This is a genomic window from Nocardia yamanashiensis (assembly GCF_021183565.1).
Taxonomy (GTDB): domain Bacteria; phylum Actinomycetota; class Actinomycetes; order Mycobacteriales; family Mycobacteriaceae; genus Nocardia; species Nocardia yamanashiensis.
This window is the reverse complement of the sequence record NZ_CP089226.1, coordinates 7,412,639-7,425,381: the sequence shown is the minus strand read 5'-3', so window position 1 is coordinate 7,425,381 and position 12,743 is coordinate 7,412,639. Positions and strand designations below refer to the sequence as shown.

Here is a 12,743-nt window from a genome sequence, read left to right as displayed (position 1 = left end):
TTCGACGCTATCGTTCGATAATGTGACACCGACGATAGGTCGGCCGACCAGCAGCGGTCAATACCCCGCCGCGCATTCCGGTGTCCGGCCTGTTCACGGCCGTGCAGCCAAAGACCCGGCGGGCGGTGCGGCCGTCCACCGCATCGCGAACAGCACGCCCGTACACCCGAATACGCACCCCGCCGAACGGCCGGCAGCCGCGGGCCATCGGCCGCCCCGACCGCCGGACATGCCCCACCGGCACCGACCACGGATAATTGCTTCGCCGCACCCCCCGACCAGTAGGGATGGACCCGCCCGAATGACCACCGCCGCATCGACTTCCGAGGCCGCACCCGACGCCGCGACCTCGCCGCCGACCCGCCGCGTGGTGCAGGCCGTCGAACTGCTCTCCCGGCACCCCGCCGAACGGCTGTCCCTGGCCCGCATAGTCCGGGCCACCGGCATGTCCCGCGCCACCGCGCACGCCGTGCTCACCCAGCTCACCGCCGACGGCTGGACCACCCGCGACGACGCCGGCAACTACGCCCTGGGCCTATCGCTGCTGGCCGTCGCGCGCCGCGCCGAATCCGCCTTCCCCCTGCACCAATTGGCCCTGGCCCCCATGCACGCCCTGCACGAGCGGTTCGGCGTCCCGGTCTTCCTGTCCGAACGCCAGCAGGACACCATCGTCATCACCGAGGTCCTCGGCACCCCGTCGGTCCCGTGGATCCGCACCGGCCGCCGCCTCCCGCTCGCGCCCCCGGTGACCCGCGAATACATCGCCTGGGCCGATGCCGCCGAACGCGAATCCTGGCTGGCCGCCGCCGATCCCACCCATCGCGCCCGCCTGGAATCGGTCCTCGACGCCGTCCGCACCCGCGGCTACACCGTCGAACGCCTCGCCGACGACTCCGGCCCCATGCTGGAAGCCCTGGCCGCCCTGCGCAATTCCCCCGTCACCGACCCCCTCCGCCACCGCCTCAGCGCCTTGATCGCCGATTTGATCACCATCGACTACCTCCCCGACGAACTCACCGACCACAACGCCGTCGTCTCGGTCTCCGCCCCGATCTTCTCCCCCCAGCGCACCGTCACCGCTTCGATAGTCGCCTGCCCCGATAGCCAGCTCTCCGCCGCCGAACTCGAAGCGCTGGCCGCCGCCACCGTCGCCGCCGCAGACACCGTGACCCGCGCCCGCTGAATCCGAAGGCACAGCTCAACTCTCCCCGACTCGGACGCGCCCCCGCGTCATCCCGGCATGATCAGCGCTGGATCGGGTCGGGCTGAACGGCTATGGCGCGCACGGCTTCTCGGACGAGGTCGCCGCTGCGGTCGAGGGCGATCGCAGCACGTAGGTGGTTTCGGCCATCGCCGCCGAGGACGTGCGCCGCGAGCGCGCGGACGGCGTGGATGTCGGCCAGTTCGGCGGAGGTTGGATCGCCGGGAAGCGCTGCACCGCTGCTGGAGTCGCGGCCGTCGCCAGACTCGGCCTCCTCGCCTTCAGCGGGGCTCCGGCCGTACGACAAGGCTTCGACGCTCAGACTCTCCGCCCGGCCCGGGTCACCGGACCGCAGCGCGGCGAGGGCGAGCAGGCCGATCAATCGCGGTGTGCGCGGAGTGTTCTCGATCAACCATTGCAGGCGTTTCGCGGTGAGTTCCAGATCGGCTTCGGTAGGGGTGGGGCTGGTGAGGGTGCGGCGGCAGACGGTGATCACGGTCGGCGCGAGATCCGCGCGCGGGGCCGGGGATACGGGGGCGGGCAGGCCGAATGCGGTGGTCAGGACGCGCTGACGCTGCTCGATCTCGCGTCCCTCGGTCGGTGAGGCGAAGCCGAAGATGCGGGCTCCGTCGCTCCACATTCCAGTCCGGTCCCGCATCGGGATGAGGTTGCCGACAGCAAGGGAGAGCGGCACCATCACGAGCACGACACGCACCACGATCGGGGCGGGCACGGCTACCGCCGCCACCTGGAGCAGGTTCGCGGCCGGACCGGCGAAATAGATCAGCCGGGGCCATCTCGCGCGGTGCACCGGCAGTTCCACGCGCGCGGTCGGGTGCAGGCCGAAGTACACCGGGAGGCCGCCGATCCGGATTTCCCGGGTCCCGGACTGCCCGGGCTGGGCGCCGAGGTACACCGCCGTCGCACGCACCCCGAGCAGCCGGCCGACCGCCAGGTGACCGAGTTCGTGCAGCGCCAGCGACACGATCAGGTAGCTCGCCGCCATCCAAGGCAGCAACGCGACCAGGTGATCCGTCTGCCAGAACACCGCGGTCATCCCCGCCATCACGGCCGCGACCGACACGATCATCCACATTCCGGTGTTCTCCCTACCGCTCGATGCGCATCGTAAGCACCGAATCGCACCCGCGCACCTCCGGGAGAACGGCAACAGCGCTGGTCATAGGGCAGGATCGGAGGAATGGACGCCCTTTCCTCGCGCGAGGTCTATTCGAATCGGTGGATTACGGTGCGGGAGGACTACATTCCCGGCTGGGACGGGCAGCCGTCGCTGTACTCGGTGGTGGAGAAGTCCGATTTCGCGGTCGTGATCCCGTTCGACGGGGAACGGTTCCACCTGGTCGAGCAGTACCGGTACCCGATCGACCGGCGCAGCTGGGAGTTCCCGGCGGGCACCGTCGCCGACGAGGTGTTCGACGCCGAGGCGGTGGCGCGGCAGGAACTGCGCGAGGAGACCGGGCTGCGGGCCGGGCGCATGACCTTCCTGGGCAAGCTGGCCGTCGCCCCGTCGGTGTGCAGCCATTCGGGGCACGTCTTCCTGGCCACCCACCTGACCGAGGGCGCGCACGAACGCGAACCCTCGGAGCAGGACATGGTGTCGCGCTGGTTCACCCGGGCGGAACTGGAGCGGATGATCCGCGCGGGCGAGATCCTGGACGCCGATACCGTCGCCGCCTACGGCATGCTCCTGTTGCACGAACGCGGCGAGTGAATCACCAAGCCAGACGCCCGTATTCGTCCCCGCCCTCCACACCCCAGAGGTAACCCCACAGTTCGCCGGTGGGCCCGTCGGCGGGCAGCGTGGCCAGATACACCGACGGCTCCGCACCCTGCTCGGCGGTGCGGAAGCCGGTATTGCGATTGAGGTCGGTCGCGCAGTAACCCGGATTCGCGGCATTGACCTTGATCGGGGTGTCCCACAGTTCCTTGGCGTACATGACGGTGACCATGTTCAGCGCCGTCTTGGACGACGGATACGGCACCGAGACCATCGGCCACATGGGCCCGGCCTGGTCGCTCATGCCCGCGAGCGAACCGACCTCACTGGACACGTTCACGATGCGGGCCGCCTCGGCGCGGCGCAGCAGCGGCAGCAGCGCATTGGTCACCGCCACCACCCCGAAGACATTGGTCTCGTATACGTTCCGCAGATTGGCGAGCGAGGTCGAGGACGGTTTACCGTCCCCGTCGAATCCCCCGGTGATACCCGCGTTGTTGATCAGGATGTCGAGCCTGCCGAACTCGGCGTCGATCCACGCGGCGGCCCGGTCGATGGATTCCGCGTCCGTCACATCCAAGTGCACGAAGTGCGCCTGCGACCCTTCGGCTTTCAGCTTCTCGACCGCGGCCCGCCCCAATTCGGCGTCGCGGGCCGCCGCGAGCACGGTCGTGCCGCGCGCGGCGAGCTGCCGCGCGGTTTCGAATCCGATGCCCTTGTTGGCCCCGGTGATGAGTGCGATGGTCATGACATTCACCCTGACATCGGATGAAATCCACGGGGAGGAACAAGTTGTACCACCCGCGAATCGCCCACAGGGCCGACACTTGAGGTATGGCGGATCGGAGCGAACTCGCGGATTTCCTACGTACCCGGCGAAATCGTTTGCAGCCCAGCGATGTCGGGCTGCCCGACGGGTTGAACCGGCGCGCGCCCGGGCTGCGCCGGCAGGAGGTCGCCCAGCTGGCCGGGATCTCGGTCGACTACTACATCCGGCTGGAGCAGGCGCGCGGCGCCCGGCCGTCCCGGCAGGTGCTGGGCGCGGTGGCGCGGGCGCTCATGCTGACCGCCGACGAACGCGAATACCTGTACCGGATCGCGGGCGAGCAGCCGCCGGCCGTGACCGGGCCGGATCGCACGGTGCCGTCCTCGGCGCGGGTGATCCTGGACAGCCTCACCACGCCCGCCTATCTGGTGGACGCCACCTACGAGGTGCTGGCCTGGAATCGCGCCGCGGTGCCGTTCATCGGCGATCTGGAACGAGTGCCCGGCCACGAGCGCAATATGGTGCGCTGGATGTTCCAGCAGGCCGCCGACCATCCGCAATGGTCGGAGGAGGACGTGCAACGCTTCGCCCAGTCCACCGTCGCCGACCTGCGCGCCGCCTACGCCCGCTATCCCGGCAATCCGGCGCTGGCCGGGCTGGTCACCGAATTACTGGGCACCGCACCGCGTTTCGCCGAGATGTGGCGCGCGCACGATGTCGAGGTGCGGCGCGGGTATCACAAACGCCTGCAGCATCCCGAGCTCGGCCGGCTGGAATTCGAATGCCAGGTGCTGCACATCTCCGACACCGATCAGCGGCTGATCGTCTACTGCCCCGCCCCGGGTTCGCGCACCGCGGCGGTCTTCCATTCACTGGCCGGTCAGGCGGCGGGCTCGGAGGACAGGTAGCGCTGGATGGCCGGCGCGACCTCGGCCAGTAGTTCTTCGTGCGTGAGCGCGACGACCGGTGGAATGCGAAGCACGTAGCGGCACAGGGCGATTCCCAGCATCTGCGAGACCACCAGCGCCGCCCGCCGGGGCGCGTCCGCGGGCGCGCCGAAACGCAGCACCGCGGGCATCACCTGCCCGGCGAACACCTCGCGCACCCGGGCCGCCACGGCGTCGTCGGTCACCGCGGAACGCAGCAGCGTCAACAGGATCTCGTCGCCCGGCGCGGTCTCCCACAGTTCCAGGAACCGCCGGACCAGCACCTCGCCGATCGAATCCGAGGGCACCGCGGACAGATCCGGCAATCCCAGCTCGATATCCACGGCGGCGGCGAACAATCCGTCCTTGCTGCCGTAATAGCGCATGACCATGGCCGGATCGATCCCGGCATCGGTGGCGATGGCGCGAATGGTGGCCTTGCGGAAGCCGTCCTCGGCGAAACGGCGGCGCGCGGCCTCGAGAATCACGGCGCGCGTGGCGTCGGAGCGGCGCGGCGCCGGGGTCTGCGCGGGGTCGGGTTCCAGCGATGCGGTCATGCCAACAACTGTAGGCCAACAAGTGTTGACAGCGCTGCGGCGGGGTCCTATCGTTAAGTCAACGGAAGTTGGCCAACAGATGTTGACATCACCGATTCCCCTGGTGCTCATGCAAATTGCACGGTGCCGCCAGGTGATACCGCACCTACTACAGATGGCGCACGCACTGTCCCGCGCACCGCCGCGATGCCAGCCTGTTCCACGTCACTGCCGACGCTTTAGGAGAGTCACCATGAACGCCCTCCCCGCCTCCGCCCAGGTCGTCATCGTCGGCGCCGGGCCCGCCGGTCTCACCGCCGGCATCGCGCTCGCCGACGCGGGCGTGGACGTGCTGCTGCTGGACCGCCTGGCCGAGGGCGCGAACACTTCCCGGGCCGCCGTGATCCACGCGCGCACGTTGGAAGTGCTGGAGGAGTACGGGGTCACCGCTCAGCTGCGTGAACGTGGCGTCGTGGTACCGGATTTCGTGCTGTGGGACGGTGACCGGGCACTGGCGCACCTCGGCTTCTCGGGCCTGCCCACCGACTACCCGTACACGCTCATGCTCGGTCAGGAGACCACCGAAGCGCTGCTGCTGGCGCGGCTGGAGAAGGCGGGCGGGCAGGTGCATCGCCCCTACGAGGTCACCGGGGTCGCCCAGGACGGCACGCACGCCACCGTCGAATATCGTGACGCCGCGGGCGAGACCGGTTCCGTCCGAGCCGATTACGTGATCGGCGCCGACGGCATGCACAGCCGGGTCCGCGAGGCCGCAGGCATCGGCTTCACCGGCTCCACCTACCAGGAGTCCTTCGTCCTCGCCGACGTCCACATGGCGTGGCCGGACCCGCGCACCCAGGTCTCGTTGCATCTTTCACCCGAAGGCGTCACCGTCGTCGCCCCGCTCCCCGACGAATCCGGCACTCGTTACCGCGTGGTCGCCACCGTCGCGGAAGCCCCCGAACATCCCACCCTCGCCGATATCCAGGCGATCATCGACGCGCGCCGCCCCGGCGCGCACGTAGAAGTGCGGGAAGTGCTGTGGAGCAGCCGCTTCCGCATCCACCACCGCGTCGCCGACGCCTACCGCGCCGGCCGCCTCTTCCTCGCCGGCGACGCCGCCCATGTGCACAGCCCCGCCGGCGGGCAGGGCATGAACACCGGCATCCAGGACGCCGCACTGCTGGGCACTCTGCTCGGGCGGGTGCTCAACGGCGAAGCAGCCGCTCTGCTCGACGAGTACGAGACGAAGCGCCGCCCCGTCGCGTTGGGGGTCGTCGCCTTCACCGACCGCATCACCCGCATGGCGACGCTGCGTGCACGCCCCGCTCGCGCGATCCGAAACTTGCTCATCAGCAACGTCACCCGCATTCCAGCGGTGCGGAAGGCGATCACCTTCCGCCTGGCCGAACTAGCCAACCGCTGAACCTGGAGTTTTGCTCCACTTTCAAGCCTCCGCCGTCGGTTTTCCGACAGACCGGGGGTGAAAGTGGAGCAGAATTCCAATCAGCAGCTATACCAACGCAGCCCGCGCATCCATCAACGCGAACCCCAGCAAATTCTCGCCCCGCCACGTCGCCGGATGCGCCGCGTCCGGATGCTCCGCCCCCAGCCCGATCCCCCAAATGGTGTCCCGCGGCGCGGCTTCCACCAGCACCTTCTCCCCGGTCGCCACCAAGAATTCACGGAGCGCCGCATGCTGCCCGAACTTGGCGATACTCCCCCGCAGCACGATGTCGTACCGATGCGCCATCCAGGCATCCTGATCGAATCCGCGCACCGCCCGCCCGATCCGCTTCGCGTCGGCGGGCGTCTCGCTCGCCAGCACCTTCCCCCGCATCTCCTCGTCGCCGAAGAGTCGCGCCTTCTCACCCATCATGAAATGTTCGGCGCTGCGGTAATTCTGACCGTCGACGGTGAACTCCACCGGCCACCACTGGCTGAGCACCCACTTCCCCACTTCGTGCCCCGGAGTCCGGGTGTGTCCCCAGAAGTAGAGGAATTCCGGTCTGGATCCGTCCGCCATCTCGGCTGTCAGCTGCGCCCTGTCCACGTCGCCCGACCTTAGTGGACCCGGGTGACGGCGTCCGCCGGATATCCCACGGGCGACACGCCGCGGTGTAGCCGAGCATTCGCTGACCCGTCCGGCACAGTTCAGCTGATGTTGAGCCGGCTGATGAAAGGTCGGGGCATGGCACCGCATTCGACACCTCGGCAATCCGGTTTCTCGCGCCGCACCCTGCTGCGCACCACCGCGGCCGGACTGGTCATCGCACCCGGTCTGGTCGCGTGTTCCAAGGACAACGGCCCGGCGCTGGTGCGTCAGCGGCCGACACTGACCCACGGCGTGGCGGTCGGCGACCCGCGCGGTGACGGGGCGCTGATCTGGGCGCGTTCGGATCAGCTGGCCAAGCTGATCGTGGAGACCGCGGCCACCGAATCCTTCAAGGACACCAAGCGTTTCGAGGGGCCGATGCTGACGCCGGACAGTGACGGCACCGGGCGGGTGCGGGTCAACGGGCTGCCCGCCGGTTCACAGGTGCACTACCGGGTGACCTTGGAAGGCGAGGGCGGCGCGACATCCGAGGCGGTCACCGGCGTCTTCCGCACCGTGCCCACCGCGGCATCCGATATCACGCTGCTCTGGTCCGGCGATGTGGTCGGGCAGGGCTACGGCATCAACCCGGACCTCGGCGGTATGAAGATCTTCTCCGCCATGGCCGCCCGCGACCCGCACTTCTTCATCCACTCCGGCGATTCCATCTACGCCGACGGGCCTTTGAAGGAATCGGTCACGCTGCCCGACGGCCGCATCTGGCGCAATACCGTCTCGCAGGCGAAAAGCGCTGTCGCCCAGACCCTGGACCAGTTCCGCGGCAACTACGCCTACAACTTGACCGACGAGCACTATCGGAAGTTCAACTCCTCGGTCGCGCAGATCGTCCAATGGGACGACCACGAAACGGTCAACAACTGGTACCACGGCGGCCTGGTCGCCGAATCCAAGGGTTACACCGAGCGCAGCATGGACACCCTCGCCACCCACTCCTGGCAGGCCTTCCACGAATGGATGCCGTTGGAGCCCAAGGAAGCCGTCGACGGCCGCCTCTACCGCAAGATCTCCTACGGCCCGCTGCTGGACGTGTTCGTGCTCGACATGCGCGCCTACAAGGACGAGAACAACGAGAACCGCTCCCCCGACGGCAAGATCTTCGGCTCGGCCCAAACCCAGTGGCTGATGGACGGTTTGCGCGACTCCAAGGCCACCTGGAAGATCGTCGCCAATGATCTGCCGCTGGGCCTGGTGGTCAAGGACGGCGAACAGAAGGATCGCACCGCCTTCGAGGGCCCGGCCAATGCCGATCCGGGGATGCCGTCCGGTCGCGAGGTCGAGATCGCCAAGGTGCTCAGCTCCATCAAGGCGAACAAGGTGAGCGGCGTGGTGTGGCTGACCGCGGACGTGCACTACACGGCCGCACACCGCTACTCCCCCGAGCGCGCCGCCTTCAAGGACTTCGATGAATTCTGGGAGTTCGTCTCCGGGCCGCTCAACGCCGGTGCGTTCGGCCCGAACGACCTGGACGGAACCTTCGGCCCGGAAGCCGTTTTCGTGCACGCGCCGCCGGTTCAGAACGCATCGCCGCTGGATGGCGCCTTCCAGCACTTCGGTGAAGTGCGCATCGACGGCAAGTCCCGCGAACTCACGGTGAACCTGTGTGACGCGACGGGGAACGTGCTGTTCACGCAGCGTCTCACCCCCGCACACTGAGACGGCTGTCCAACTACGAGCGCGACGGGCGCGACTATGGTTAGCTGTAGCGCCATGAGCACGCCCGTCTCCACGCTCCCCGAAGAATTCCTGCCCCGCGATACCGCGGATGTGGTTCGCACCGTGCGGGATTCACGCAAGAATACGAAACCCCTGATCATCCGGGGTGGGGAACGGCCGGACGAGGAACTGGCGGTGCCCGACCACGGGCAGGTGCTCTCGCTGCGCAAGATGAACCGCGTCCAGGTGGTGGACGCGGACGCGCGCACCGTGCGGGTGCAGGCGGGCGCCAAATTGTCCGATATCGACAGAACCCTTGCGGCGCACGGGCTCGGGCTGCCGGTCGTCGGCGACCATCGGGACATCACGGCGGGCGGGTTCGCGGCCGTGGGCGGGCTTTCGGCGGCCTCGCACAAGTACGGCATGTTCAGCGACAATGTGGTGGAGCTCGAATACGTCGATCAGGACGGGCGTTTCGGCACCTGCGGGCGCACGCATCACGTGGAGCGGTTCCGCAAGATCCTGGGCGGGGGCGGGCGCACCGGGATCATCACCGCGCTGACGCTCGAAGTGAACACGGTCGACAAGGACCGCACCTGGCTGACCTCGGACGCGCATCGCTTCCTGGATTTCGACACCTTCGTCGAGCAGTCGTTCAAAGCGATTCAGTCGCCGGGCGATTCGCTGCTGCAGTCCGGCCGCTGGGTCGATACCGCGCCCCTGAAAGTGTCACGACCGGTCGGTACCGGTCACGTGCAGCTCGGCACCGTCCGCTTCGGCCAGTGGTCCAGCCTGCACCCCACCACCCCCAACCTCTCGCTGCGCGCCCGCCGCGAGGTCGGCGCGCGTGCCCGTAAATCGCTGGGCGCCATCGCCTCCTCGGCCAGCGGCCGCGCCGGCATGCCCGTGCGCAATGCCGCCGCCGGCGCCCTCATGTTCGCTCCGAAGGTGCTGACCCTGCGCGATGCGGAGTACCTGGCCGATACCGTCATCAGCTCCTCGGAGCGCGGACCCGCCTATCGCGTCTCGCTTTTCGCGCCCATGACGTCCTACACGCGGGTGTTCCACCGGCTGCACGATCTGTTCTCCGGGCATCGCGAACGCACCGGGTGCTTCACCGTCATCTCCGCGATGACCTACGGCGTGCGGTCCCGCTACCTGCACGAACTCGATAACGAAGACCACGCCTTCATTACCTTCACCTGCCGGCTGCGCCCGGCCGCGCTGCCCTCGGAACTGTTGCGGGACATCGTTTCCTCGATCGACGAGATCTGCGTCTCCGAACGCGCCCGGCGTTATGACCCGACCGATTAGAATGTGTTCCGCCGCACTCCCAGCAACCGGTTAGCAGCCGGGAGCGGTGCGGCGGTATCGGTACTGTCGGCGGGGTGCCGGTGCATGGTTCAGCTCATTCTTTCCAGCGAAGGTTGCCTGTCCCATGATCGAATTCCGTGCTGCCCGCCGTCCCAGACCCGCCGCTTTACCCGGCAAACAACCCATAGCCGGTAAGCGGGTGGTCATCACCGACGCCTGCTCCGATATCGGCCGCGCCACCGCCCGCCTGCTCGCCAGCCAGGACGCCGAAGTAATCCTGGTGGCCCGCAACGGCGCTCAACTCGTCGAAGACTGCGCCCAGCTCATCGAATCCGGTGGCCGCGCGCACTGGTACCGCTGCGACCTGTCCGCCCTCGGCGACGTCGACCAGCTCGTCGAATGGCTGCTCACCGAATTCGACAGCATCGACGTCCTGGTCAACAACGCGGCCCGCCCCACCCGCCGCCCCGTCCTGCAATCCCTGGACCGCTTCCGCGACTACCAGCGCACCATGGCCGCCAACTATTTCGGCCCCCTCCGCCTCACCCTGGGCCTGCTGCCCGCCATGCTCGCCGGCGGCTCCGGCCACGTGGTCAACGTAGGCCCCTGGAACCCCACCACCGGCGCCGCCCCCAACTACGCCTCCTACGCCAGCTCCCAAGCCGCCTGGACCACCTTCGGCCAATGCGCCGACGCCGAACTCTCCCCCCGCGGCATCCACGTCACCGCCGTCCACTACCCCGCCTTCCGCCCCGACGCGACCACCCCCACGGCCTTCACCGAACAACCCCTTTTGAACCCCGAAGAAGCCGCCCGCTGGATCGAAACCGCCATCCGCACCCGCCCCACCCAAATCCACCCCCGCTTCCCCCGAGCCCTCCTCGGCCTGGCGAACATGGCCCCCCGCACCACCCGCCTGAAACACGCCCTCGGCATCTGACTTTCGGTGAACGGCCCGGAACAGCGAAGCGCCCCACCCGGATTCGGGTGGGGCGCTTCGTTCAGTTCGCTCGGCCGAGCGTCAGTGCTTTTCCGGGCCGAGGTGGTACTCGAAGACCAGGCCGCCGGCGGCGATGAGCACGCAGACGACGCCGGTGCCGATCAGCCAGAATTCGAAGAAGGCGAAGCCGAGGGCGGTGATGGAGCCCGCGGCGGCCAGCAGGATGGGCCAGAACGAGCCGGGCGAGAAGAAGCCCAGGTCGCCGGCGCCGTCCACGATTTCGGCTTCTTCGTAGTCCTCGGGACGCAGGTCCAGGCGGCGGGCTACGAAGCGGAAGTAGGTGGCCACGATCAGGGCCAGGCCCGCGGACAGGACGATGGCGGTGGTGCCCGCCCATTCGACGCCGGTCCGGGACTGGCCGGTGAAGTAGCCGTACACGACGGCCACGATCACGAAGAAGACCGTGATCAGTTCGAAGATGCGAGCTTCGACCTTCATATCAGTTCAGTCCTCACTTGGCTTCCGCGCGCTCATTACCGCGGGCAGTCCGGTCGGTATTGAACGGCTTGGTGGTGATGGCGACCGGGGACTCGCCGATGCTCTCCAGGGACTCGGCATTGGTCTTGCCGGCCTTGCGGGCTTCCAGGTACTGCTTGAACTTTTCCGGCGACACCGCGCGGACCTCGAAGTTCATCATGGAGTGGAAGGTGCCGCACATCTCGGCGCAACGGCCGACGAACGCGCCTTCCTTCTCGATCTTGGTGATCTGGAAGACGTTGTCCGAGTTGTTTTCCTTCGGGTTCGGCATCACGTCGCGCTTGAACAGGAACTCCGGCACCCAGAAGGAGTGGATGACGTCCGCGGCGGCCAGCTGGAACTCGATGTTCTTGCCGGTCGGCAGCACCAGGATCGGGATCTCGTTGGAGGTGCCGACGGTCTCGATCTTGTCGTAGTGCAGGTAGGAGATGTCGTTCGCGGGCTTGCCGTTGTTCGGGCCGGGCTGCGGGTGACCGTCCTCGGTGCGCTCCTTGTAGCGCTCGTCGATTTCGGTGTTCATCTCCTGGCGATCGTGATCGACGCCGTCGTAGATCGCGCTGCCGTCCTTGAGGTCGACCTTCTGGTAGCCGAACTTCCAGTTCCACTGGAAGGCGGTCACATCCACGGTGACGTCCGGGTCGGCGACCTTCTCGTGCACGTAGTTCTGCACCACCACGGTGAAGTAGAACAGCACCGCGATGATCACGAACGGAATGGCCGTGTAGCTGAGCTCCAGCGGCACGTTGTAACCGGTCTGACGCGGGAACTCCGGCGAATTCGCCTTCTTGCGGTGGAACGCGATGGTCCAGAAGGTCAGACCCCACACCAGCACGCCCATCGCCAGCGCGGCGATGACGGACCAGGTCCACAGTTCACGCATCCGGGTGGCCTGCGGCGTGACGCCCGAGGGCCAACCGAACCGAAGCCACGGGTTGTCGATCGAGCAACCGGAGACGAGCATCGCGGTCATCCCCAAGGACACCGCCAGCCCGGCCCGCCGAAGGATACGGCCTCGC

General features: G+C 67.9%; 13 protein-coding genes. 7 read left to right on the top strand and 6 right to left on the bottom strand.

What is annotated here, in order from left to right:
* Positions 1–301: 301 nt before the first annotated feature.
* Positions 302–1,183 (top strand): helix-turn-helix domain-containing protein, encoded by an 882-nt coding sequence (locus tag LTV02_RS34145; protein ID WP_233035725.1) that lies wholly within the window; start codon positions 302–304, stop codon positions 1,181–1,183.
* A 61-nt stretch (positions 1,184–1,244) separates the two neighbouring features.
* Here LTV02_RS34145 and LTV02_RS34140 read toward each other — a convergent pair whose 3' ends face one another.
* The gene (locus LTV02_RS34140; protein WP_233035724.1) at positions 1,245–2,291 is read right to left on the bottom strand and encodes a zinc metalloprotease; all 1,047 of its coding nucleotides are present in this window, start codon (positions 2,289–2,291) and stop codon (positions 1,245–1,247) included.
* Positions 2,292–2,402: 111 nt separating this feature from the next.
* On the opposite strand from LTV02_RS34140, the gene LTV02_RS34135 reads away from it, so the two are divergent.
* Positions 2,403–2,933, top strand: a complete 531-nt coding sequence (locus LTV02_RS34135; RefSeq protein WP_233035723.1) for an NUDIX domain-containing protein — start codon at positions 2,403–2,405, stop codon at positions 2,931–2,933.
* Between the two features lies 1 nt (position 2,934).
* Here the strand turns inward: LTV02_RS34135 and LTV02_RS34130 are convergent, their stop codons facing one another.
* On the bottom strand, positions 2,935–3,687 hold the full coding sequence (locus tag LTV02_RS34130) for an SDR family oxidoreductase (protein WP_233035722.1): 753 nt from the start codon (positions 3,685–3,687) through the stop codon (positions 2,935–2,937).
* A gap of 86 nt (positions 3,688–3,773) precedes the next feature.
* Between LTV02_RS34130 and LTV02_RS34125 the strand changes: the two genes are divergently transcribed.
* Positions 3,774–4,613: a helix-turn-helix transcriptional regulator gene (locus LTV02_RS34125; protein WP_233035721.1), complete on the top strand. Its 840-nt coding sequence runs from the start codon at positions 3,774–3,776 to the stop codon at positions 4,611–4,613.
* Here LTV02_RS34125 and LTV02_RS34120 read toward each other — a convergent pair.
* On the bottom strand, positions 4,586–5,188 hold the full coding sequence (locus tag LTV02_RS34120; RefSeq protein WP_233035720.1) for a TetR/AcrR family transcriptional regulator: 603 nt from the start codon (positions 5,186–5,188) through the stop codon (positions 4,586–4,588). The two genes, LTV02_RS34125 and LTV02_RS34120, sit on opposite strands and share 28 nt — an antisense overlap.
* A 232-nt stretch (positions 5,189–5,420) precedes the next feature.
* On the opposite strand from LTV02_RS34120, the gene LTV02_RS34115 reads away from it, so the two are divergent.
* Positions 5,421–6,593, top strand: coding sequence for an FAD-dependent monooxygenase (locus LTV02_RS34115; RefSeq protein WP_233035719.1), 1,173 nt, complete (start codon positions 5,421–5,423; stop codon positions 6,591–6,593).
* A gap of 87 nt (positions 6,594–6,680) precedes the next feature.
* Here LTV02_RS34115 and LTV02_RS34110 read toward each other — a convergent pair whose 3' ends face one another.
* Positions 6,681–7,220: an NADAR family protein gene (locus LTV02_RS34110; RefSeq protein ID WP_233035718.1), complete on the bottom strand. Its 540-nt coding sequence runs from the start codon at positions 7,218–7,220 to the stop codon at positions 6,681–6,683.
* A gap of 138 nt (positions 7,221–7,358) precedes the next feature.
* Between LTV02_RS34110 and LTV02_RS34105 the strand changes: the two genes are divergently transcribed.
* The 3 genes from LTV02_RS34105 to LTV02_RS34095 all read left to right on the top strand — a co-directional run bounded on the left by LTV02_RS34105 (position 7,359) and on the right by LTV02_RS34095 (position 11,190).
* Positions 7,359–8,936 carry an alkaline phosphatase D family protein gene (locus tag LTV02_RS34105; protein WP_233035717.1) on the top strand — a complete coding sequence of 526 codons (1,578 nt, stop codon included), beginning with the start codon at positions 7,359–7,361 and terminating at the stop codon, positions 8,934–8,936.
* Positions 8,937–8,990: 54 nt separating this feature from the next.
* Positions 8,991–10,250 carry an FAD-binding oxidoreductase gene (locus LTV02_RS34100; RefSeq protein ID WP_067717530.1) on the top strand — a complete coding sequence of 420 codons (1,260 nt, stop codon included), beginning with the start codon at positions 8,991–8,993 and terminating at the stop codon, positions 10,248–10,250.
* Between the two features lie 124 nt (positions 10,251–10,374).
* On the top strand, positions 10,375–11,190 hold the full coding sequence (locus LTV02_RS34095) for an SDR family NAD(P)-dependent oxidoreductase (RefSeq protein ID WP_233035716.1): 816 nt from the start codon (positions 10,375–10,377) through the stop codon (positions 11,188–11,190).
* 81 nt (positions 11,191–11,271) lie between these two features.
* On the opposite strand, the gene LTV02_RS34090 is transcribed toward LTV02_RS34095, so the two are convergent.
* Both LTV02_RS34090 and ctaC read right to left on the bottom strand, forming a co-directional pair.
* Entirely contained in the window at positions 11,272–11,688 is a 417-nt protein-coding gene (locus LTV02_RS34090) for a cytochrome c oxidase subunit 4 (RefSeq protein WP_067717536.1), read from the bottom strand.
* A gap of 13 nt (positions 11,689–11,701) precedes the next feature.
* Positions 11,702–12,697, bottom strand: a complete 996-nt coding sequence (gene ctaC, locus LTV02_RS34085; RefSeq protein WP_233035715.1) for an aa3-type cytochrome oxidase subunit II — start codon at positions 12,695–12,697, stop codon at positions 11,702–11,704.
* Between the last annotated feature and the right edge of the window lie 46 nt (positions 12,698–12,743).